18 protein-coding genes are annotated in these 20,644 nt (G+C 72.3%); 5 read left to right on the forward strand and 13 right to left on the reverse strand.

The features are described from left to right. Positions 1 to 3 precede the first annotated feature (3 nt). The 5 genes from Q5425_RS43700 to Q5425_RS43720 all read right to left on the reverse strand — a co-directional run bounded on the left by Q5425_RS43700 (position 4) and on the right by Q5425_RS43720 (position 8,795). On the reverse strand, positions 4 to 795 hold the full coding sequence (locus Q5425_RS43700) for an arginase family protein (RefSeq protein WP_308678334.1): 792 nt from the start codon (positions 793 to 795) through the stop codon (positions 4 to 6). Between the two features lie 67 nt (positions 796 to 862). Further along, positions 863 to 4,240, reverse strand: coding sequence for a pyruvate carboxylase (locus tag Q5425_RS43705; protein WP_308678335.1), 3,378 nt, complete (start codon positions 4,238 to 4,240; stop codon positions 863 to 865). A gap of 133 nt (positions 4,241 to 4,373) precedes the next feature. Beyond that, complete coding sequence (locus Q5425_RS43710) at positions 4,374 to 5,258, reverse strand: S8 family peptidase (protein ID WP_308678357.1); 885 nt, start codon at positions 5,256 to 5,258, stop codon at positions 4,374 to 4,376. 43 nt (positions 5,259 to 5,301) lie between these two features. Beyond that, positions 5,302 to 7,602 (reverse strand): caspase, EACC1-associated type, encoded by a 2,301-nt coding sequence (locus Q5425_RS43715; protein ID WP_308678336.1) that lies wholly within the window; start codon positions 7,600 to 7,602, stop codon positions 5,302 to 5,304. A 53-nt stretch (positions 7,603 to 7,655) separates the two neighbouring features. Next, positions 7,656 to 8,795 carry an erythromycin esterase family protein gene (locus Q5425_RS43720; RefSeq protein WP_308678337.1) on the reverse strand — a complete coding sequence of 380 codons (1,140 nt, stop codon included), beginning with the start codon at positions 8,793 to 8,795 and terminating at the stop codon, positions 7,656 to 7,658. Positions 8,796 to 8,826: 31 nt separating this feature from the next. On the opposite strand from Q5425_RS43720, the gene Q5425_RS43725 reads away from it, so the two are divergent. Beyond that, positions 8,827 to 9,462, forward strand: a complete 636-nt coding sequence (locus Q5425_RS43725) for a TetR/AcrR family transcriptional regulator (protein ID WP_308678338.1) — start codon at positions 8,827 to 8,829, stop codon at positions 9,460 to 9,462. A 7-nt stretch (positions 9,463 to 9,469) separates the two neighbouring features. Here the strand turns inward: Q5425_RS43725 and recG are convergent, their stop codons facing one another. After that, positions 9,470 to 11,623 (reverse strand): ATP-dependent DNA helicase RecG, encoded by a 2,154-nt coding sequence (gene recG / locus Q5425_RS43730; RefSeq protein WP_308678339.1) that lies wholly within the window; start codon positions 11,621 to 11,623, stop codon positions 9,470 to 9,472. A gap of 3 nt (positions 11,624 to 11,626) precedes the next feature. After that, positions 11,627 to 13,201, reverse strand: coding sequence for a DAK2 domain-containing protein (locus Q5425_RS43735; RefSeq protein WP_308678340.1), 1,575 nt, complete (start codon positions 13,199 to 13,201; stop codon positions 11,627 to 11,629). A gap of 132 nt (positions 13,202 to 13,333) precedes the next feature. On the opposite strand from Q5425_RS43735, the gene rpmB reads away from it, so the two are divergent. Further along, positions 13,334 to 13,525, forward strand: coding sequence for a 50S ribosomal protein L28 (gene rpmB / locus Q5425_RS43740; RefSeq protein WP_003091970.1), 192 nt, complete (start codon positions 13,334 to 13,336; stop codon positions 13,523 to 13,525). Positions 13,526 to 13,681: 156 nt separating this feature from the next. Here the strand turns inward: rpmB and Q5425_RS43745 are convergent, their stop codons facing one another. From Q5425_RS43745 to Q5425_RS43755, 3 genes are read right to left on the reverse strand one after another with little or no spacing between them, the layout of a single operon-like run. After that, complete coding sequence (locus Q5425_RS43745; protein ID WP_308678342.1) at positions 13,682 to 14,452, reverse strand: alpha/beta hydrolase; 771 nt, start codon at positions 14,450 to 14,452, stop codon at positions 13,682 to 13,684. 58 nt (positions 14,453 to 14,510) lie between these two features. Then, a complete protein-coding gene (locus Q5425_RS43750; RefSeq protein ID WP_308678343.1) occupies positions 14,511 to 15,188 on the reverse strand; it encodes a uracil-DNA glycosylase in 678 nt (225 codons plus the stop codon). Between the two features lie 30 nt (positions 15,189 to 15,218). Further along, positions 15,219 to 15,749, reverse strand: coding sequence for a gamma carbonic anhydrase family protein (locus Q5425_RS43755; protein ID WP_308678344.1), 531 nt, complete (start codon positions 15,747 to 15,749; stop codon positions 15,219 to 15,221). Between the two features lie 92 nt (positions 15,750 to 15,841). Here Q5425_RS43755 and Q5425_RS43760 point away from each other — a divergent pair, with 92 nt between their 5' ends. Beyond that, on the forward strand, positions 15,842 to 16,996 hold the full coding sequence (locus Q5425_RS43760) for a glycoside hydrolase family 27 protein (protein ID WP_308678345.1): 1,155 nt from the start codon (positions 15,842 to 15,844) through the stop codon (positions 16,994 to 16,996). On the opposite strand, the gene Q5425_RS43765 is transcribed toward Q5425_RS43760, so the two are convergent. Together Q5425_RS43765 and Q5425_RS43770 are read right to left on the reverse strand one after the other, a co-directional pair. Next, positions 16,983 to 17,462 carry a GNAT family N-acetyltransferase gene (locus Q5425_RS43765; protein WP_308678346.1) on the reverse strand — a complete coding sequence of 160 codons (480 nt, stop codon included), beginning with the start codon at positions 17,460 to 17,462 and terminating at the stop codon, positions 16,983 to 16,985. The two genes, Q5425_RS43760 and Q5425_RS43765, sit on opposite strands and share 14 nt — an antisense overlap. A gap of 16 nt (positions 17,463 to 17,478) precedes the next feature. Further along, positions 17,479 to 18,435, reverse strand: coding sequence for a thiamine-phosphate kinase (locus Q5425_RS43770; protein ID WP_308678347.1), 957 nt, complete (start codon positions 18,433 to 18,435; stop codon positions 17,479 to 17,481). A 137-nt stretch (positions 18,436 to 18,572) separates the two neighbouring features. On the opposite strand from Q5425_RS43770, the gene Q5425_RS43775 reads away from it, so the two are divergent. Both Q5425_RS43775 and Q5425_RS43780 read left to right on the forward strand, forming a co-directional pair. After that, positions 18,573 to 18,806, forward strand: coding sequence for an Lrp/AsnC family transcriptional regulator (locus Q5425_RS43775; RefSeq protein ID WP_003091994.1), 234 nt, complete (start codon positions 18,573 to 18,575; stop codon positions 18,804 to 18,806). 19 nt (positions 18,807 to 18,825) lie between these two features. Next, positions 18,826 to 19,362, forward strand: coding sequence for a DUF3515 domain-containing protein (locus tag Q5425_RS43780; protein ID WP_308678348.1), 537 nt, complete (start codon positions 18,826 to 18,828; stop codon positions 19,360 to 19,362). Here Q5425_RS43780 and Q5425_RS43785 read toward each other — a convergent pair. Beyond that, positions 19,359 to 20,453, reverse strand: coding sequence for a D-alanine--D-alanine ligase family protein (locus Q5425_RS43785; protein ID WP_308678349.1), 1,095 nt, complete (start codon positions 20,451 to 20,453; stop codon positions 19,359 to 19,361). The two genes, Q5425_RS43780 and Q5425_RS43785, sit on opposite strands and share 4 nt — an antisense overlap. Positions 20,454 to 20,644: the final 191 nt, after the last annotated feature.

Consider the following 20,644-nt stretch of genomic DNA (forward strand, 5'->3'; position numbering starts at 1 on the left):
ACCCTACTTACCACTCACGAGCAGCCGGCCTACCGCGGCGACCACCGGCTCCAGGACCTCGACCTCGCGCGGCGTCCCCACGCACTCCGTGATCCCCGCGCCCACGACCTCGAACCGGGCCAACGCGTCCAGTTCCGCCACCAGCCGCGGGATCGTCCAGCCGCCCGGCTCCGGGTAGTTCAGCCCCGCGAACTCCGCCGGATCCAGCACGTCGAGGTCCACGTGCACGTACAGCTTCTCCACACCCGCCAGTGCGTCCACGGACGTCACCACCAGCCCCCGCGAAACCACCGCCCGCTCCTCCGGGTCGAACACCCGTGTTCCGGCGAGGGCCACGTTCCCGGGTGTCAACGCCGGGTCCGCCGCGAACTCCGGATCGCCTTCGCCGAACAGCGAGCGCAGCACCATCCCGTGGAACGCGCCCGATGGGGAGGTCGCCGCCGTGTTCAGGTCCGGGTGGGCGTCGAACCACGCGACGCCCAGCCCGGGGCCGTGGCGGAAGCGGGCCACGCCGATCGGCACCAGCTCGACGCCGCAGTCTCCGCCGATCGTCAGTACCGGGCCGCCCGGGGCCTCCAGGGCCGCCAGCTGGGCCGCGCGGTTCGGGCCCGTCAGCTCCGCGCGCGACGCTATCCCGCGGTCCACCCCGGACACCGAACGCGTCTGCCGGACGTGGTGGACGGGCCGGCCGAGCACGTGCCCGGCCAGCTCCGCCAGCGCCACACAGCCGTCCGGCAGCTCCGCCGCGCGCGGCCCGGCCGCGCCCTGCCGTTGCGGTACCGCGTTGATCAGCATCCGCCGAGGGTATCGCGGGTCGTGAGTGGTAAGGCGGGTTCTAGCCCGCCTTACCACTCACGACGGGCTATTCGAGGACCAGCAGCAGGTCTCCGCCCTCGACCTGCTGGACCGAAGTGATCGCCCGCCTGCCCACCTTGCCGCCGGCCGACGCCGTGATCGACGCCTCCATCTTCATCGCCTCGATCGTCGCGACCGTCGCCCCGGCTTCGACCGTGTCGCCCTCGGCCACCTGCAGCGTCACCACGCCCGCGAACGGCGCCGCGATCTGCTTCGGGTTGCCCTTCTCGGCCTTTTCCGTCGCCGGGATGTCCGAAGCGATCGAGCGGTCGCGGATCTGGATCGGCCGCAGCTGGCCGTTCAGCGTCGACATCACCGTGCGCACGCCGCGCTCGTCGGCCTCGCCGATCGCCTCCAGCTCGATGAGCAGCCGCACGCCCGGCTCGAGGTCGACCGGGTACTCCTCGCCCGGCCGCAGCCCGTAGAAGAAGTCCTTGCTGGGCAGCACGGAGGTGTCGCCGTAGGCCTCGCGGTGCGCCTCGAACTCCTTCGTCGGCCCCGGGAACAGCAGCCGGTTGAGCGTCCGGCGCGGTCGCTCGGCCAGCGCCGCGCGGTCCTCTTCGGACAGTTCGACGACCGGCTTCGCGGCGGCCCGGCCTTCGAGGGCCTTGGTGCGGAACGGCTCCGGCCAGCCGCCCGGCGGGTCGCCGAGCTCGCCGCGCAGGAAGCCGATCACCGAGTCGGGGATGTCGAACTTGTTCGGCTCCGCCTCGAAGTCCGCCGGGGACACCCCCGCGCCGACCAGGTGCAGCGCGAGGTCGCCGACGACCTTGGACGACGGCGTCACCTTCACCAGGTGGCCGAGGATCTTGTCCGCCGCGGCGTACATCGCCTCGATGTCCTCGAACCGGTCGCCCAGGCCCAGCGCGATGGCCTGCGTGCGCAGGTTCGACAGCTGCCCGCCGGGGATCTCGTGGTGGTAGACCCGCCCGGTCGGCGACGCCAGCCCGGCCTCGAACGGCGCGTAGATCTTGCGCACGCTCTCCCAGTACGGCTCCAGGTCGCCGATCGCCTGCAGGTCGAGACCGGTGGTGCGGGCGGAGTGGTCGGTGGCCGCCACGATCGAGGACAGCGACGGCTGCGACGTCGTGCCCGCCATCGACGACACCGCGCCGTCCACGGCGTCCGCGCCCGCGTTGATCGCCGCGAGGTAGGTGGCCAGCTGACCCCCCGCGGTGTCGTGGGTGTGGATGTGCACCGGCAGGTCGAACTCCTTGCGCAGCGCGGTGACGAGCTTGGTCGCCGCGGGCGCGCGCAGCAGCCCGGCCATGTCCTTGATCGCCAGCACGTGCGCGCCGGCGCCGACGATCTGCTCGGCCAGCTTGAGGTAGTAGTCGAGCGTGTAGAGCTTCTCGCCCGGGTCCGACAGGTCCGAGGTGTAGCAGAGCGCCACCTCGGCGACGGCGGAGCCGGTCTCGCGCACGGCTTCGATGGCCGGGCGCATCTGCTCCACGTCGTTGAGCGCGTCGAAGATCCGGAAGATGTCGATGCCGGTCTTCGTGGCCTCTTGGACGAAAGCGGTCGTCACCTCGGTCGGGTACGGCGTGTACCCGACGGTGTTGCGGCCGCGCAGCAGCATCTGGAGGCAGATGTTCGGCACGGCTTCGCGCAGCGCGGCGAGGCGCTCCCACGGGTCCTCGGCGAGGAACCGCAGCGCGACGTCGTAGGTCGCGCCGCCCCAGCACTCCAGCGACAGCAGCTGCGGCAGGGTGGTCGCGACGACCGGCGCCGCGGCCAGCAGGTCCTTCGACCGGACACGCGTGGCGAGCAGCGACTGGTGCGCGTCGCGGAACGTCGTGTCGGTGACGCCGATGTGCGGCGACTTCCGCAGCCATTCCGCGAACCCGGCCGGGCCCAGCTCGACGAGCTTCTGCTTCGAGCCCGGCGCCGGCTGGGCGTCCTTCGGCAGCTTCGGCAGCTTCAGGGTGGCGTCCGGCGTCTTCGGGCGCTCGCCGTGCGGCTTGTTGACCGTCTGGTCGGCGAGGTAGGTCAGCAGCTTCGTGCCGCGGTCGGCCGAGGTCCGCGCGGTCAGCAGGTGCGGGCGCTCCTCGATGAACGACGTCGTGACGCGCCCGGCGCGGAAGTCGGGGTCGTCGAGCACGGCCTGCAGGAACGGGATGTTCGTGGCGACGCCGCGGATCCGGAACTCGGCGACGGCGCGGCGCGCGCGGCCGACGGCGGTCTTGAAGTCGCGGCCGCGGCAGGTCAGCTTGACCAGCAGCGAGTCGAAGTGGGCGCTGATCTCGGTGCCGGAGAAGGCGGTGCCGCCGTCGAGCCGGATGCCGGAGCCGCCCGGCGAGCGGTAGGCGGAGATCATGCCGGTGTCCGGGCGGAAGCCGTTGGCCGGGTCCTCGGTGGTGATGCGGCACTGCAGCGCGGCGCCGCGCAGGTAGATCTTGTCCTGGCTCAAGCCGAGGTCGTCGAGGGTCTCGCCGGAGGCGATCCGCAGCTGCGACTGCACGAGGTCGACGTCGGTGACCTCTTCGGTGACCGTGTGCTCGACCTGGATGCGCGGGTTCATCTCGATGAAGACGTGGTTGCCCTGCTTGTCGAGCAGGAACTCGACGGTGCCGGCGTTGCGGTAGCCGATCTGCCGGGCGAACTTGACGGCGTCGGCGCAGATCCGCATCCGCAGCTCCGGGTCGAGGTTCGGCGCCGGGGCGAGCTCGACGACCTTCTGGTGGCGCCGCTGCACCGAGCAGTCGCGCTCGTAGAGGTGGATGATGTTCCCCGCGCCGTCGGCGAGGATCTGCACCTCGATGTGCCGCGGCTCGACGACGGCCTTCTCGAGGAAGACGGTCGGGTCGCCGAAGGCGGACTCGGCCTCGCGCGCGGCGGCCTCGATGGACTCGCGCAGCAGGGCGGGGTCCTCGACGCGGCGCATCCCGCGCCCGCCACCGCCGGCGACGGCCTTGACGAAGACGGGGAAGCCGAGGTCTTCGGCCGCGGCGACCAGCGCGTCGACGTCGCTGGAGGGTTCGGACGACCCGAGCACCGGCACGCCGGCCTCGCGCGCGGCCTTGACCGCCCGGGCCTTGTTACCGGTGAGTTCGAGGATGTCGGCGCTCGGCCCGACGAAGGTGATCCCCGCTTCTTCGCACGCCCGCGCGAGATCGGGGTTTTCCGACAGGAAGCCGTAACCGGGGTAGACGGCGTCGGCCCCCGCCTTCTTCGCCGCGGCGACGATCTCGTCGACCGAGAGGTAGGCGCGCACGGGGTGACCGGGTTCGCCGATCTCGTACGCCTCGTCGGCCTTCAGGCGGTGCAGCGAGTTGCGGTCTTCGTGCGGAAACACGGCAACCGTCCCCGCACCGAGTTCGTAGCCGGCGCGGAATGCCCGGATCGCGATCTCCCCGCGGTTGGCCACCAGAACCTTGCGGAACATGCCCGGTCCTTCCCTCTTGGATCGGTAAGTCACCGCACGTTACCCGGTTCTTCCCGCTCTGCGGGAGTTCAGTCCCGGGTGATGGACATCATGCGCCGCCGAAGGTTGCCGGGCGAGGTGCTTGGGCAGCTTTTCAGGATCCGGGCGGCGCGTAAAGCAGCCGGTTGGCGGTGCCGGCCGGAACCCCTTGGAGCGCATCCGGCGTCGCCGCGCGGACCAGGGCTTCGTCCACTTGGGCCGGGGTGTCGCCGGGGTGCTGGGCGCGGTGGAGCGCCGCCACGCCGGCCGCGAACGCCGCCGCCATCGACGTGCCCGACTCCGGGCCCGCGCCCGTGCCGCCCGCGACCGGGGCCGGGATGTCGGCGCCCGGGGCGTACAGGTCGACGGCCTGGCCGGAGTTCGACGTCCGGTCCGGCCGGTCCTGGGTGTCGGAGGCCGCGACGGTCAGGGCCTCGGGCACCCGGCCCGGCGAGAAGCCGCTCGCGTCGGCGGTCTCGCTGCCGGCGGGGACGGCGATCGGCACGACCGTGGCCAGCCGCCTCACCGCGGCGTCGAGCTGGTCGCTCGGTGCCCCGCCGATGCCGAGGACGGCGACCGCCGGCTGCTGGGCGTTCTGCGCGACCCAGTCGATCCCGGCGATGATCCGGTCGATGGCGCCGCCGCCACCGGAGTCGAGCACCCGCACCGGCACGATCTGGGCCCCCTTCGCGACGCCGTGGTCCTTGCCCGCGGCGATGCCGGCGAGGCGGGTGCCGTGGCCGTTGGTGTCGGTGGTGTCGGTGCCGCCGTTCAGGAAGTCCCGCCCGGGCGCGACCCGGCCCTGGAAGTCGGGGTGCTTCGCGTCGACGCCGCTGTCGATCACGTAGATCGTGACGCCCGAGGCGTCGCTCGCGTAGTGGTAGGCGTGGTCGAGGCCGGTGCGCTGGTCGATCCGGTCCAGCCCCCAGCTGGGCGGATCCGGCTGCACCCCGCCGCTCGAGACCTGCCCGGCGAGCACGGCCACGGCCGCGAGAAGCATCCTCATGATCGTCGTGGTACCCCTGCGGTACCCGGACGACAACTCAGGCCTGTCGCCCATTCGGCTGATTCCGGGCCTGGACGGCCAGCACGACGGTGTCGGCCGCCAGCAGCACGAGGGCCGCCACGGCGATCGTCTGCCCGGTCAGCGACAGGGACGATTCCTCCCAGCAGGCGGTGAACGTCGGCGCCAGCACGCCCAGCAGGCCGGCGGTCCCCGTGGCCAGCACGGCGCAGCCGGCCGGGGGCGGGCGAAGCACCATGGCGACGACGGGCACGCACACGGCCAGCAGGGCGCCGAGCAGGAAGTAGACCGTCGCCCGGCCACCGTCCTCGGAGTCGTACGCGGTCAGCGCCCCGAGCTGGACGACCCAGCCGCCCGCGGCGGTCACCCCGAGCACGATCGCGGCCCACGCCGGCCGGCCGCGCACCCGCCCGGCACCCAGCGCGCTCCCGGGATTGCGGCCCAGCGCGGCCAGCGCGCACGCTCCCGCGACCACCCAGGCGAGGTGCGCGAGCAGCGCGAAGGTGAAGCCGGCTTTGAGCTCGGTGTCCCCGCGCTGGGAGAGGGCGATCGCCTCACCGAGGAAGCGCAGCAGCCCGAACACGGCGGCGAGACCGGCGCCGAACAGCAGCGCGGGCCCGGTCCGCGCCCTCGTGCGCGGGGCCAGCGTCAGGACCCCGCCGAGCAGGGCGCACGCGGCGACGACCAGGACGGCGGTCTCCATGCCGGGCCGGTACTGGCTCAGGGAGTAGTCGTAGCGGTAGTTCAGCGGCAGCCCGGCCACGGCGAGGACCACGCCCGTGACCGCGAGGATCCCGGCGAACCCGCCGACGGGATCGACGGCACCGGGTTGGTCGCCGGCGCCGGGCTCCGACGCACCCAATGTGGCGTTCGGTGCGTCCAACGCACCCAATGCGGCGTTCGGTGCGTCCAACGCACCCAACGCCACATTGGGGCGCTTCACCGGCTCCGGCTCGGCTTCCCCGGCCACCTCCGGCTCAGGCCCGGCGGCGGGCGCCTCCGACGCAGGCCCGGCCGCCGCATCCGGCTCCGGCGCGGGCTCCGGCACGGGCTCGAGCGTCGGCTCGAACGCGGTGTCCTCCACGACCGGCTCCGGCAGGGCCTCGATCTCCACCCCGATCACGGCGTCCCCGGTCGGCCCGCTCACCACGACCTTCCCGCGCCGCATCCCCGCTTCGCCGGCCGAAACCGACAGCTCCGCCCCGCCCGCGACCGGTGCCACCGCGATCCACGAGTGCGAGGCCTCGAACCGCACCTCCCGCGCCACCGGTGGCCCCAGCACCCGGACCGTCGCCGGCGCCACCGCACCCGCCGGGGCCGACAACCGCACCGACGGCACCTCGACCCGCACGACCGCGGTCGCCAGCGCGTCCGAGGCCGCCGCCGCGACGTGCTCGATGTCCGTCGACGCCATCGCCCGAAGCGCCTCGAACGCTCCCATCGCGACCGGCAGGTTGGCGCTCGACAGACGGCGGCGGAGCTCCGCCACCGCGCCCAGGCGGGTGAACGGGTTCTCCGCCCCGATCGCCGCCGCCAGATCGGGTGGGACCGGGGAGGGCTTGATGCGGCGCCGTCGGCTCTTCGCCAGGTACAGCTCGCCCTGCATCTCGATGTCGCGGCTCGGTGTCTGCTTCGGGTTGCGCTCGCGGACCCGGTCGAACAAGTACTCGTACAGCTCGCCGAGCGCGATCCAGCCGTCCTCGTCGCGGTCGGCCTCGCCCGTGCGCAGGCCCTCCACCAGCGCCGACGTGAACACCGACGGCCGGGCCGGCTCGTCCGAGGCCAGGCGCGCGCCTTCGAAGGCGTACTCGATGGAGTTCGACGCCGTGATGACCGCCCGGCCGCGGCCGCCGCGGAAGCTGTCGAGCACGTTCGCGTCGCCCGAGGCCCGGACCGCCACGCCCTGCCCGAACGCCCCGCCGTAGCAGCAGTCCAGCAACAGGACGATGCTGCGCGAACGGCTCTGCCGGATGCACTGCTGCACGAACTGCGCGGGCACCGCCGTCGACCGCAGCCGGTCGGGCCGGGTGTTGCGGGCGGCGAAGTACAGGCTGCCCGCATCGTCCTTCAGGCCGTGGCACGAAAAGTGCATCAGGAGGACGTCGTCGGGTTTGCCCTCGAGACAGAGGTCTTCGATCTCCGCCTGCACCACGTGCGCGGTCTCGTTCCGCACGACGGACACCTCGAAGTCGCTGATCGCCCGGTCGCCGAGCACCCCGGCCAGGGCGTCGGCGTCCGCCGCGGGCGAGCCCAGCCGCTGCAGCCCCGCGTTGTCGTACTCGCCGTTGGCGACGATCAACGCCCGCCTCCGCCCGGCCATACCGGTAGGAAACGCCCGTCACCCCGCTGCGGCAATCAGCCGAACGGGCACACCTACCCGGCGTCGCCCGCAAAAATCGTTTCCTGCCCCTTCAGGCAGACGACGGCGTCCCACGCGGCCGCGACGTCCACCGCCGGCGTCATGTGCGCGTGCCGGATGCCCGAGGCCGCGGGATGCGCGACCACGCACGGCGCCCGGTCCGCGAGCACCGCCTCGACGCTGCCCTCCGCGGGTTCGCCCAAGGCCTGCTCGAACATCCGGAAGCCCAACGGGAACGCCGGGTCCGGCGCCAGGCCGGTCGTCGTCCCCGAGACGGCGGTGAGCGCGAGCGCGAAGTACTTGTCCCCCAGCTCCGCGGCCAGGTGCGTGCCCGCCGACGGCGCCGTCATGCCCGGCATCGGCGAGAACGGCACGCGCTGGAGGTGTCCGTTGTGGAGCATCAGCACGATCTTCTCGCCCGGGAACCGCCGCCGCAGCAGCCGGACGGTGGCCGCCATGTACGTGTCCCGCGACGAACTCTGCGGCTCGGGCGCGCGGCCCGCCATCAGCGCGTCGAGCTCCCGCAGGTACAGGTCGACGCGCAGAGCACCCTCCGCGTGGTGCGCGGCGAGGTCACCATGACCGAGGGACTCCACATGTCCTTTCAGGACGGTCAACGCGGCCGTCGCGGCATCCCGCGCTTCGGCGCTCATGGCCGCGTACCGGCCGGGCGCGACCGCGCTGCTCACCGACGCGTACGGCTCGCACGCGGAAAGCGCGTTGTCCACAAGGGACACATTGGCCGGGTCCACGCGCAGGACCTCCTCCCGCAGCGCTTGCAGCGCGGGTACCGGCGAGCCCGCCGAGCTCGGCACGTCGAGACCGAAGAACCGGACACCGCGGCCGCGCAGCCAGGTCAGCATCTCGTGCACCTCGGCCGAGTCGCCGAGGCCGAACGTGAAGCCGTCCCGCGCGATGTCGGCGACCTCGCCCGGGCCGCCCCGCAGCCACGCGTCGACCAGGTGCCCCTCCGGGAAGCCCCCTTCGAAACCGAGCACGGTGAACCCGCGCTCGGTGACGAGGTGGCGCAGGAGGCGGTCGCGCAGCACGCCGAACTCGCGGATGTGATGGTTGTTCTCGCCGATGGCGACGACTTCGGCGTCGCCGATCAGGTCGGCGATCGAGGTGACGGCGACGGAGTCGATCTCTGGCATACTGGGCACACTAACGCAACAGGAGTAGCAGTTGGCAACCGAGATTTCCGGGACGAAGCGCCCGGGCGGCCGCACCGAGCGGACCCGCCTCGCCGCGCTCGAAGCCACCCTCGAGCTGCTCGGCGAACGCGGGTACGCGGAGCTGACCGTCGAGGCGGTCGCCGAACGCTCCGGCGTGCACAAGACGACGCTCTACCGCCGCTGGGAGTCGGCCGAAGGCCTGGTCGCGGCGGCCCTCCTGATGGGCGCCGAGCAGGAGTGGGCCGTGCCGGACACCGGTTCCCTCGAAGGCGACCTGCGCGCGATCAACCTGGAACTGGTGCGCTACTTCACCACCCCGGGCGAGCGCGAGCTGCCCACGGCGTCGATCTCGGCGGCGTTCCTCTCGCCCCGCGCGGCCGACGCCCTGCGCGAGTTCTACGTCGACCGCCACGCCCGTTCGGCGGCCGCCGTGGCCCGGGCGATCGAGCGCGGCGAAGTCCCGCCCGGCACCGATCCCGTGGAGCCGGTGCGCGTGGCCTGCGGCCCGGTCTTCTACCGCCTGTTCGTCTCCCGGGAGGGCGTGACGCCGAGGGACGCCGGAGTCGCCGCGGCCGCGGCCGCCGCGGCCGCCAAAGCCGGGGTGTTCACGGCAACGGACGCCGGAACCGCACCCCCTCCGGCGTGACGCGCCCTCAGCTCTTCTCCAGGTACTCCGCCCGCTCGACGTCGACGACGTCGGCGACCATCTGGGCCAGGCCGCGGTACTTCGTCAGCTCCGGGTCCTGCGTGACGAGCTCCTGCGCCAGGGCCCGGGACGCGGCGATGACGTCTTCGTCCCGCAGCAGCGACAGCAGCTTGAGGGTGGACCGCTTCCCGGACTGCGCGGCGCCGAGGATGTCACCTTCCCGGCGCAGTTCGAGGTCCAGCCGCGACAGCTCGAAGCCGTCGGTGGTCGACTCGACCGCGGCCAGCCGTTCGCGCGTCGCCGTGCCGTCGAGGGTCTCGGTGACCAGCAGGCACAGCCCCGGCACGCTGCCCCGGCCGACACGGCCACGCAGCTGGTGCAGCTGGCTGACGCCGAAGCGGTCGGCGTCCATGATCACCATCGCGGTCGCGTTCGGCACGTTCACGCCGACCTCGATGACGGTGGTGGCCACCAGGACGTCGAGGTTCCCCGCCGAGAAGGCCCGCATCACGGCGTCCTTGTCGTCGGGCGGCATCCGGCCGTGCAGCACGCCGATCTTCAGGCCCTGCAGCGGGCCGTGCTCCAGCTCGGGGGCGACCTCGAGGACCGCGAGCGGCGGCCGCTTGTCGCTCTTGTCCGACGGCGGCTCGTCACCGATCCGCGGGCAGACGACGTACGCCTGGTGCCCCTTGCCGACCTCCTCGCGGACGCGCTGCCAGATCCGCTCGAACCAGGCCGGTTTCTCGGCGACCGGCACGACCGTGGTGGCGATCGGCGACCGCCCCACCGGCATCTCGCGCAGCGCGGACACCTCGAGGTCGCCGTACACGGTCATCGCGACCGTGCGCGGGATCGGCGTCGCGGTCATGACGAGGACGTGCGGGCTGGTGTCGCCGGCGCCGCGGGTGCGCAGCGCGTCCCGCTGCTCGACGCCGAACCGGTGCTGCTCGTCGACGACGGCGAGGCCGAGGTCGGCGAACTCGACGTGGTCCTGGATCAGCGCGTGCGTGCCGACGACGATGCCCGCTTCGCCGCTGACGATCTCCAGCAGGGACTTCTTGCGCTCCTTCGCGCCCATCGACCCGGTGAGCAGGGTGACGCGGGTGGCGTTCTCCGCCGCGCCCAGCTCGCCCGCCTGGCCGAGGTCGCCGAGCATCTCCCGCAGCGACCGCGCGTGCTGCGCGGCGAGGACCTCGGTCGGCGCCAGCATCGCGGCCTGCCGCCCGTTGTCGACGACCTGCAGCATCGCCCGCAGCGCGACGACCGTCTTGCCCGAGCCGACCTCGCCCTGCAGCAGCCGGTTCATCGGGTGCTCCGACGCCAGGTCCGCGGCGATCTCGTCGCCGATCCCGCGCTGACCGGCGGTGAGGTCGAAGGGCAGCCGCTTGTCGAAAGCGTCCATGAGCCCGCCGCTGACGTGCGGGTTCGCCTTCGCCGGGCGGGAGATCGCCGAATGGCGCCGCTGCGCGAAGATCAGCTGGACGGCCATGGCCTCGTCCCACTTCAGCCGCTTCTTCGACGCCTCCAGGTGCGCCCAGTTCTCCGGGCGGTGGATGCCGCGCAGCGCGTTGTCGAGGTCCGCCAACCGGTGCAGCCGCCGCAGCTCGGCGGGCATCGGGTCGTCGTCGACCTCGAGGACGTCGAGGACCTGGCGCACGCACTTGGCGATCGACCACGTCGGCATGCCCTGCGCCGCCGGGTAGACCGGGATGATCGCGGCGAGGAAGTTGTCCATCGCCTCGGCTTCGTTCTCGGCGTCGAACAGCTCGTACTCGGGGTTGGTCAGCTGCAGGGTGTCGCGGAAGGCGGAAACCTTGCCGGCGAACAGGCCGGTCTTGCCGGGCACCAGGTCCTTCTCGCGCCAGGCCTGGTTGAAGAAAGCGCAGGTGAGCCGGCGTTTCCCGTCGGTGATCACCATGTCGAGGATGGTCCCGTTGCGGGCCTTCATCCGCCGCTTGCTCACCTTTTCGATGCGCGCCAGCACGGTGGCGTGCTCGCCCAGCTCGAGGCCGTGGATGTCGGTGAGCTCGCCGCGCTCGGCGTAGCGGCGCGGGTAGTGGCGCAGCAGGTCGCTGACCGTCTCGATGTCCAACGCCGTGGCGAGCGCCTTCGCCGTCTTGGCGCCCAGCAGCAACGGCAGCTTGTCGCGCAGTCCGGCCATCCGCTATTCGACTCCCATCAGCAGCACGGCGTCCGCTTGGCCGCTGGCGTAGCTGGTCAGCTCCACCTCCGGGTGCTCCACCCGCAGCTGCTCCGCGAGCTCCCCGGCGATCCCGGGCGGGGCGGCGGCCCCGCTCAGCACCGTCACCAGTTCCCCGCCGAGCGCCAGCATCCGGTTGAGCACGTTCATCGCGGCCGCGACCAGGTTCGTCTCGGACGCGGGCGCGGGCTCGATCAGCACCACTTCGCCGTCGACCAGGCCGACCACGTCACCGGACTGGGCCCGGCCCACCCAGGTTAGCGACTCCTCCTGCGCGATCCGCAGTTCGCCACGCCTGGTCGCGGCGGCCGCTTCGGCCATCGCGACGACGTCGTCGTTGGTGCGGCGCCCGGCGTCGTGCACGGCGAGGGCGGCCAGCACCTGCACCGGCGACGCGCACGGGATGACCACGACGTCCCGGCCGGCGGCCATCGCGTGCCCGGCCGCGGTGTCGGCCGCGGCGGTCAGCGCGACGCTGCCCGGCAGCACGGTCACCTGCTGCCCGGCGGCCTCGTTGAGCAGGCCGATCACGTCCTCGACGCTCGGCGTCCCGCCCTCGGGCACGGCCAGCACCGGGATGCTTTCGGCGCGCAGCAGCTCGGCCAGCGCCCCGCCGTGGACGACGGCGACGACCGTGCGGTCGATCCCGCCACCGGGTTCGATCGGCGTCGGCGTGAGCAGCGGCTCCACGCGGATCCGGCGGGGACGGCCGAGCGCGAGCCCGGCCTCGATGGCGGCGCCGATGTCGGCGCAGTGGACGTGCACGGCGTGGCTGCCCGAGCCGTCGCCGGCCACCGTGACGCTGTCGCCGAGGCCGCTCAGCTCCTTGCGCAGGGTCGGCAGGCTCTGCTCGTCGACGCCGTCGAGGAGGTACATGACCTCCCAGGCGTAGGCCTCGGGGATTTCGGTGTGGGCCTCGAGGGCGTGCTCCTGCTCGAGCGGGGCCCCGGTGAGCACGCCGACCAGCGCGTCGAGCACGGCGACGAGCCCGCGCGCCCCGGCGTCGACGACCCCCGCCTTGGCCAGCGCGGGCAGCTGCTCGGGCGTCTTCTCGAGGGCGTGCGCGGCCTCTTCGGCGGCTGCTGCGGCCACTTCGGCGAGCGTTCGCGTGTCACCGCGGACGGCGAGGGCGACGGCGTGCAGGACGGTCAGGATGGTCCCGGCGACCGGGCGGCTGACGGCGCCGGTGGCGGCCTCGTCGGCGTGCCCCAGCGCCCGGGCCAGCCACGGGCCGTCCAGCTCGCCTTCGGCCGAGTCGGCCAGCCCGCGCACGACCTGGGAGAGGATCACCCCGGAGTTGCCCTTGGCGGAGGCGACCGCTCCCCGGGCGAGGACCTTCAGCGCTTCGGCCGCGTCTTCCGGGCTCGTTCCCGCCAGTTCCGCGGCGGCGCCGGTCATCGTGAAGAGCATGTTGGAGCCGGTGTCGGAGTCGGCGACGGGGTAGACGTTGATCTCGTCGATGGCCGGCCGCAGGCTCGCCAGGCTGCGCACACAGCCCGCCGCCCAGGCCGACACCGCCGCCGCGTCCAGCACCCGCACCCGTAACCTCCCGACCGGTCATCCGGCAGCGTATCGACCCGGTGCGGAAGGCCGGGAACGCAGTAGTTACTATGGTCGAGTTGCCCAGCACATCTGGGCTCATTCTTTGACCCAGATCCAAAGGAGTTCGACGTGGCTGCCGTGTGCGACGTCTGTGGCAAGGGACCCGGCTTCGGCAAGTCGGTCTCGCACTCCCACCGCCGTACCAACCGCCGGTGGAACCCGAACATCCAGACCGTCCACGCCAAGGTGGGTGTGTCCCAGCGCAAGCGCTTGAACGTGTGCACCTCGTGCATCAAGGCGGGCAAGGTCGTTCGCGGCTGAGGCGAGAAGTTTGGAATGGCGGGTGCTCTTCGGAGCACCCGCCATTTTCATGTGGTCACCTCAAGCGCCCCAATGTGGCGTTCGGTGCGTCCAACGCACCGAACGCCACATTGGGTGCGTTGGACGCAACCAACGCCACATTGGGGCGTTGGGGACCTACTTGAGGAAGCCGGTCAGCAGGTCGCGCAGGGTTTCCGGGAACTGCAGCACCCCGTGGTCCTGCCCCTCCAGAGTCTCGTGACGGGCTCCCGGCACCGCCTCGGCCGCCGCGCGGGCACCTGACCGGAGTGCCTCGTCGCTGGCGCCGCCGCCGATCACCAAGGCCGGGACCTCGATGCGGGCCAGGTGCTCCACCCGCGGGCGGGCGCCGGGACCGCAGATCGCCAGGTCGTACGGCAGCGTGTGCGCCAGCGCCGTGAACCAGCCCCACACCGGGGCCTGCTTCATCCCCTCGATCATCTCCGCCGGCGTGCCCGCGACCTGCAGGAACGTCGCCACCGCGCCGTCGCGGTCCCCCGCCGCGAGCTGGGCGCGCACCTCGTCCAGCACGTCGGCCCGCGGGTGCTCGCCGGTCGCGTAAGGGGGCTCGTACGCCACCACGCGCTCGATCGGGAGACCCCCGGCCGCCGCCTCCAGGGCCAGGACCGCGCCCGACGAGTGGCCGAACACCGACGCCGTTCCGCCCACCTGCGCGATCAGCGCCGCGATGTCTTCGATCTCACGCGCGACGGCGTACTCGGCCGAGTCGCCGCTGTCACCGCGCCCACGGCGGTCGTAGGCGATCGTCGTGAAGTCGCCGGCCAGCGCCTCCGCCAGGCCCGCGACGGTCGTCCGGTCGTTGAACGCGCCGCCGATCAGGATCACCGGCGCGCCGGAGCCGCGCTGCTCGAAGTGGATGGTCGTGCCGTCGGCCGAAGTGACGTTCATGCTTCCTCCCGGGATTCAGTCCGTGGTCGGAGCCGTGACGCCGATCCGGACACGGACCTCAGGGGAGTTTCCAGTCGACCGGCTGCGCGCCCTGGTCGACGAGCAGCTGGTTGGCGCGGCTGAACGGGCGCGACCCGAAGAAGCCGTTGTGCGCCGAAAGCGGGCTCGGGTGCGCCGACTCGATGCACGGGACGTCACCCAGCATCGGGCGCAGGTTGCGCGCGTTGCGGCCCCACAGGATCGCCACCATCGGCTCCGACCGGGCCGCGAGGGCCTTGATCGCCTGCTCGGTGACCTCTTCCCAGCCCTTGCCCTGGTGCGAGTTTGACTTCCCCGGCTGCACGGTCAGCGCCCTGTTGAGCAGCAGCACGCCCTGCTCGGCCCACGGCGTCAGGTCGCCGTTGGAGGGCAGCGGGTGGCCGAGGTCCTCGGTGTACTCCTTGTAGATGTTGACCAGGCTCTTCGGGATCGGCCGGACGTCCGGCGCCACCGAAAAGCTCAGGCCCACCGCGTGCCCCGGCGTCGGGTACGGGTCCTGCCCGACGATCAGCACCCGCACGTCGTGGAACGGCTGCTGGAACGCCCGCAGCACGTGTTCACCCGCCGGCAGGTAGGTGCGGCCGGCGGCGATCTCCGCGCGGAGGAACTCCCCCATCGCGGCGACCTGCGGCGCCACCGGTTCGAGGGCTTTCGCCCAGCCTGCCTCGACGATGTCCTGCAGCGGTCGTGCGGTCACGGCCCGCGAGCTTACCGGGCGTGGCCGGCGTCACCCGAGCGGGTCGAGCCGCCGCAGCTCGGTCCGGAACCGCTGCGCCCGCCGGACGTACGAATCGACGACGAGCGCGATGTTCTCCGCGCTGAAGGACTTGTTCTCGCGCGTCTTCCCCGGCACGCCCAACGCGATTTCGCCGGTCTTGACGAGGGAACCGTACGACAGCACCGCACCCGCGCCGACCATGCCGCCGTCCTCGATCACCGAGCCGTTCAGCACCACCGAACCGGACGCGATCAGGCAGCCCGTGCCGATCGTCGCGCCCTCGACGTGCACCGCGTGGCCGATCGCCGACGACGGCCCGAGGATCGTCGGGTGCTGCTTCGTGCAGTGCAGGACGCAGCCGTCCTGGACGTTCGACCGCTCGCCGATCTCGATGTAGCCGTGGTCGCCGCGCAGCACCGTCTGCGGCCACACCGACGCGTGCGCGCCGATCCGGACGTCGCCGATCACGGTCGCGTCCGGGTGGACGTAGGCGTCGGGGTGGATCGTCGGCTCGAGCGAACCGAGTGCGTAGATCGGCATGCCGCCTCCGGGTGACTGCGGTTTCACTTCCCGTGCGATTGGATCACGTCATCGCCGCGACGCCGAAAACCCGTCCGAGAAGCACCGCGCTCGTGCTCCTCCTCGTCGTGCTGACCTGGCTGCTCAGCGTGCCCGTCGCCTCGCCCGCGCTCGCGAACGGCCTGGCGGGCACCCCGCCGATGGGCTGGAACAGCTGGAACCAGGTCCGCTGCTACGACCTGACCGAAGACGTCGTGCGCAAAGCCGCCGACGCGCTCGCCGACACCGGCCTGCGTGACGCGGGTTACGAGTACGTCGTCGTCGACGACTGCTGGCAGGCCCCGGCCCGCGCCGCCGACGGCTCGCTGCAGCCGGACCCGGCGCGGTTCCCGCACGGGATCGCCGAGCTCGCCGACTACGTGCACTCGCGCGGCCTGCTGTTCGGCATCTACGCCGTGCCCGGCAGCCGGACCTGCGCGATGGCGAACGACGGCTACCCGGCGGCCGGCATCGGCTCGCTCGGGCACGAACGCCAGGACGCCGAGGCGTTCGACCGCTGGGGCGTCGACTACCTCAAGTACGACTGGTGCAACGCCGACACCGTCGACGGCCTCGACCGGAAAGCCGCGTTCGAGAAGATGCGCGACGAGCTCGCGCGGCTGCCCCGCCCGATCGTCTACGCGATCTCCGAGTACGGCGTCTCGAGCCCGTGGACCTGGGCGCGGCCGGTGGCGAACCTGTGGCGCACCACCTACGACCTGGTCCCGACCTGGGACTCGGTGCTGGCGACGATCGACCGGCAGGCCGCGGTCGCCGTCCACAGCGGGTCCCCCGGCGGCTGGAACGACCCGGACATGCTGCAGGTCGGCAACGGCACGCTCACCGCCGACGAGGCCCGCGCGCACTTCAGCGTCTGGGCCGTGCTGAACGCGCCGCTGTTCGCCGGCACCGATCCGGCGAAGCTGAGCGGCACCGACCTCGCGACGCTCGCCAACCCGGAGGCGATCGCCGTCGACCAGGACTTCGCCGGTGGCCAAGGGCGGCGGCTCGACGCGGGCCCCGGCTACCAGGTGTGGGGAAAACCGTTGTCCGGCGGCGGTTTCGCGGTGGTGCTGCTCAACACCGGCAGCACCACCGCGACCGTCTCCGCTTCGGTTCCCGGCTCCTGGACCGTCCGGGACCTGTGGGCCCACCAGGACGTGGGCACCGGCCTCTCGGCGCTCCTGCGCCCGCACCAGGCGGCCCTGCTGAAGCTCACACCGAGATGAGGTCCTTGCCGTAACAGCGGCTTTCCGGCTCGTTCCGGTAGACGCCGAACTTCGGGATCTCGGCGTACCCCGACGACGTGTAGAGCGCGATCGCCTCCGGCTGCTTGGTGCCGGTTTCCAGGACCGCGCGCTTCCGCCCGCACAGCGCCGCGGTGCGCTCCAGCTCGGACAGGATCATCCGCGCGAACCCGCGGCCACGGGCCGAATCGGCGACGTACATCCGCTTGAATTCGGCGTCGCCCGGCCGGAAGTCCGGCTCGGGGCCGTCGTGGGCGCGCCACGCCCCGCAGGCGACGGCTTCGTCGCCCTGGTAACCGACGAGGAACACGCCCTGCGGCGGGTCGAAGTCCGCCGGGGTCATCGGGGTGCTGTCTTCGCTGCCGTAACGCTCGACGTACACCTGCTGCACCGCGGCCATGAGCTTGGCCGCGTCGGGATGGTCGTAGGGGACCGGAACGATTCTCACGCTTCCGGAGCCTAGATCAGCGCCAGTGCGTCCACCCGCCTTCTCGGGAGAACGGCTTGCCGTCGACGGTGATCCCCGAGTCGGCCATCGTGACGACGCCGATGGTGCGCCAGCCGTCGGGAAGCTCGGTGAACGGCGGGAAGGTGGCCGCCAGTGCGTGGTCTTCCCCGCCGGTGAGCACCCAGTCGAGGGGGTCCGCGCCCAGCGCGGCGCCGACCTCGGAGAGCCGGGCGGGGACGTCGAGGTCGGCGGTGCGGACGTCGATGCCGACCCCGGAGGCCTCGCCGATGTGGGCGAGGTCGGCGAGCAGGCCGTCGGAGACGTCGATCATCGCCGTGGCCCCGGCCAGCGCGGCGCGCGGACCGGCCTCGTAGGGCGGCTCCGGGCAGCGCTGGGCGTTGACGACGCCGACCGGGGACCGGAAGCCGCGGCCGAGGACGGCCAGGCCGGCGGCCGCCCAGCCGAGGCGGCCGTTGACGGCGACGAGGTCGCCGGGCCGGGCTCCCGAGCGCGTCACCGGTTCGCGGTCGCCGAGGTCGCCCAGCGCCGTGACGCTGATCACGAGCTGGTCGGCGCGGACCATGTCGCCGCCGGAAACGCCGACACCCGCGCGTTCGGCTTCGGCCCACATGCCGTCGGCCAGCCCCGTGACGACTTCGCGCGGGGTGTCGGACGGGCAGGCCAGGCCGACCAGGACGGTGGTCGGAGTGGCGCCCATGGCGGCGATGTCGGCCAGGTTGACCGCGACGGCCTTGCGCCCGACGTGCTCGGGCGAGGACCAGTCCAGCCGGAAGTGGACGCCCTGGACGAGCACGTCGGTGCTGGCGACCACGCGGCCGTCCGGGGCCGCGACGACGGCGGCGTCGTCACCCGGGCCGAGCAGCGTGCCCGGCGGCTGACGCCGTCCTTCGGTGACGGCGCGGATGAGCGCGAACTCCCCGGTCTCGGCGACCGTTCCGTCGTTCGGTGACACCGGTCACCTCTGCTTTCTCTACCGGGACAAAGATCGATCACCGATAGTCGGATGCCCTATGTTTTTCCGTGAGCTGGCGATACGTTGCTGATGACGTTCCTACCTTGAGCGACAAGATCCCGACGAAAGGGCGCGCCGTGGTCCACGCATACATCCTCATCCAGACCGAGGTCGGCAAGGCGGCCGCGGTGGCTGCCGAGATCTCCAGCATCCCGGGTGTGACCAGCTCGGAGGATGTCACCGGACCGTACGACGTCATCGTCCGCGCGGCCGCCGACAACGTCGACCAGCTGGGCCAGCTCGTGGTCGCGAAGGTGCAGAACGTCGAGGGCATCACGCGGACGCTGACCTGCCCGGTCGTCCACCTCTGACCAGTGGTGTAGTTAGGGAGTGCCCGACTCCGACACCGGAGCGCCGCCCAGAGTGGTGCTCGTCACCGCGGCCGCGCTCGCCGTGGCCTTGGCGGTAGCCGTCGCCGTGTTCGCCCTCACCCGGCCGTCCCCTTCGGATTCCGCGGGGCCGCTGCCTCTGGTCCCCGTGCCGGCGCCCGCGGCGGGTTCGCCGGGCTGCACAACGCTGCTGGGCGCGGTTCCGACGGAGCTGACGTCGAACGGGACGGCGCTGAAGGTGCGCGCGTTGGCGTCCCCGGCGCCGCCCGCGACGGTGGCTTGGGGTTCCGGTGATCCGGTGGTGCTGCGGTGCGGCCTCGACCGTCCGCCGGAGCTGACGCCGACGGCGCAGCTGCGGCTGGTGAACAAGGTGCAATGGCTGCAGGTGCCGGGCGAGGGCGCGTCGACGTGGTACGTGGTGGACCGCGAGGTCTACGCGGCGCTGACGGTGCCGGACAGCGCCGGGACCGGGCCGCTGCAGGCCGTTTCGGACACGGTGGCCGCGAAGCTGGCTCCGCGGCCGCTGCGTTTCGGTTAGCGGAGGCCGGTTCCGCGGGCGATCGCCGTCTCGACGAGGGTGGTCAGCAGCGTCGCGTAGTCCATGCCGGTGACCTCCCACATCTTCGGGTAGGCGGACTTCGTCGTGAAGCCGGGCATGGTGTTGACCTCGTTGATGACCAGCTCGTTGTTCCCGGTGACGAAGAAGTCGACGCGGGCCAGGCCCTGGCAGTCCAGCGCCCGGAACGCTTCCACGGCCATCGCGCGGAGCTTTTCGGTGAGGGCGTCGTCGAGCTTGGCCGGGATGTCGAGCTCGGCGTCGTCGCCCAGGTACTTGGTTTCGAAGTCGTACCAGGCGTTTTCGTCTTCGGACAGTACCCGGATCTCGGCCGGGAGCGAGGCTTCGACGCGACCGTCCGGGAACTCGAGGACCCCGCACTCGACTTCCCGCCCGGCAACGGCGGCCTCGACGAGGACCTTGGGATCGGTGGCCCGGGCGAGTTCGATGGCGGCGTCCAGCTCGTCCCAGTCCGCGACACGCGTGATGCCGACGGAGGAGCCGGCCCGGGAAGGCTTGACGAACACCGGCAGCCCGAGCTTGGCCTTGTCGCCGTCGTCCAAAGTGGACTGATCACGGCGGAGGGCGGCGTAGGTCCCGACCGGAAGCCCCTCGGCGGCGAGGAGTTTCTTGGCGGTTTCCTTGTCCATGGCGGCGGCGCTGGCCAGCACCCCCGGCCCGACGTAGGGGATGCCGGCGAGTTCGAGCAGGCCCTGGATGGTGCCGTCCTCGCCGAAGGCGCCGTGCAGGACGGGGAAGACGACATCAACGCGGGACAGCATTTCGCTTTCCCGCCCGGGTTCCACGGCGACGAGGCCCTGGGAGGAGGGATCCCCGGCGAGGACGAGCCCCTTGCCGTCCTCGACGGAGGGAAGTTCGCGGCCGCGGATGGCGAGCTGGGCGGAGTCACCGGAGCCGAGCACCCAGCGCCCTTCGCGGGTGATCCCGACGGGAACGGCCTCGAACCGTTCGGGATCGAGGTGCCCCAGGACGCTCCCGGCGGACAGGCACGAGATGGTGTGCTCGCTGCTGCGCCCACCGAACACGACGGCCACCCGGATCTTCTCGCTCATGGTGAGCCACCGTACCCGGTGACCTCGCCGAACAGCCGAGCCCGGTGGGGCGGCGGACGCCGAACGCAACCGGTGATGGGGCCGGCACGTCTGGTGAGTCGAGGGGGTTGGTGGGCCCGGCCCACACTGCCCGGCCCACACTGCCCGGCCCACACTGCCCGGCCCACACTGCCCGGCCCACACTGCCCGGC

It is taken from the genome of Amycolatopsis sp. A133 (assembly GCF_031082405.1).
In the GTDB taxonomy this organism is placed as follows: domain Bacteria; phylum Actinomycetota; class Actinomycetes; order Mycobacteriales; family Pseudonocardiaceae; genus Amycolatopsis.

Excerpts from the sequence above, each read along its gene's own strand:
- Q5425_RS43710 (WP_308678357.1), bottom strand. The coding sequence starts at position 5,258 with ATGCTTCTCGCGGCCGTGGCCGTGCTCGCCGGGCAGGTCTCGAGCGGC.
- Q5425_RS43705 (WP_308678335.1), bottom strand. The coding sequence starts at position 4,240 with ATGTTCCGCAAGGTTCTGGTGGCCAACCGCGGGGAGATCGCGATCCGG.
- recG (WP_308678339.1), bottom strand. The coding sequence starts at position 11,623 with ATGGCCGGACTGCGCGACAAGCTGCCGTTGCTGCTGGGCGCCAAGACG.
- Q5425_RS43745 (WP_308678342.1), bottom strand. The coding sequence starts at position 14,452 with ATGAACGTCACTTCGGCCGACGGCACGACCATCCACTTCGAGCAGCGC.
- Q5425_RS43720 (WP_308678337.1), bottom strand. The coding sequence starts at position 8,795 with ATGCCAGAGATCGACTCCGTCGCCGTCACCTCGATCGCCGACCTGATC.
- Q5425_RS43785 (WP_308678349.1), bottom strand. The coding sequence starts at position 20,453 with ATGAGCGAGAAGATCCGGGTGGCCGTCGTGTTCGGTGGGCGCAGCAGC.
- Q5425_RS43755 (WP_308678344.1), bottom strand. The coding sequence starts at position 15,749 with ATGCCGATCTACGCACTCGGTTCGCTCGAGCCGACGATCCACCCCGAC.
- Q5425_RS43715 (WP_308678336.1), bottom strand. The coding sequence starts at position 7,602 with ATGGCCGGGCGGAGGCGGGCGTTGATCGTCGCCAACGGCGAGTACGAC.
- Q5425_RS43700 (WP_308678334.1), bottom strand. The coding sequence starts at position 795 with ATGCTGATCAACGCGGTACCGCAACGGCAGGGCGCGGCCGGGCCGCGC.